Here is an 847-nt window from a genome sequence, read left to right as displayed (position 1 = left end):
TAGGCTCAGGACTCATTGATTGATCCAGAAGATGACGGTTGCCGCGATTGCGATGGCTGACATGAAGGCATGGGCACAACGGTCATAGCGGGTGTGGATGCGCCGCCAGTCCTTGAGTTTTCCAAACATGTTCTCGATTTTGTGGCGGCTTTTGTAGAGCGTCTTGTCGAACGATATTTCGGTTTTGCGATTGGATTTTGGCGGAATGCAGGGCTCTATGCCGCGCGCCTTGAGCGCCTGGCGAAACCAGTCTGCGTCGTAACCCTTGTCACCGAGCAGGGATTTTGCATCCGGAATGGCGTCAATCATCAGTGCTGCACCCTTGAAATCGCTCATTTGTCCTTCAGAAAGCAGCAAAATCAGCGGACGGCCCGCACCGTCGCAAACCGCATGCAGCTTGGAATTCAAACCGCCCTTGGTGCGTCCGATACGTCGGGGAACAGGCCCTTTTTTAAAAGGCTTGCAGCCGTGCGATGGGCTTTAAGGTGGGTAGCGTCAATCATCACCTGATCGGGCGTCCGGGCCATGCCGGCAAGCTCTGAGAGTATCCTGTTGAACACGCCAAGCCGGCTCCAGCGGATGAACCGGTTGTAGATTGTCTTATGCGGGCCGTACTCCGATGGAGCATCACGCCAGCGCAACCCGTTGCGGATCACAAAGATGATGCCACTGAGAACCCGCCGGTCATCAACCCGCGCAATCCCGTGAGAAAGCGGGAAATACGGCTTAATCCGCTTCATCTGCCTGTCAGTAAGCCAAATCAAATCACTCATGCCAGTATCCTCCTGCCACCAGTGAATCAGTCCGCAATCCTCACCGCAAGCAATTTAATGGGTCCTGAGCCTAG

Annotated in this window: 1 protein-coding gene; it reads right to left on the bottom strand. The window is 54.8% G+C overall.

Annotated elements, in window-relative coordinates:
• Window positions 1-12 precede the first annotated feature (12 nt).
• Window positions 13-773 (bottom strand): IS5 family transposase gene (locus PZ897_RS12785; RefSeq protein WP_275752698.1). Its coding sequence is split into 2 segments (ribosomal slippage): window positions 13-440 and window positions 440-773, totalling 762 coding nucleotides; the frame shifts between segments, so codons are not numbered across the junction.
• Window positions 774-847 lie beyond the last annotated feature (74 nt).

Origin of the sequence: Hoeflea sp. YIM 152468, from assembly GCF_029210485.1 — a bacterium.
GTDB lineage: Bacteria > Pseudomonadota > Alphaproteobacteria > Rhizobiales > Rhizobiaceae > Hoeflea.
This window is presented reverse-complemented; position numbering and strand designations above follow the sequence as displayed.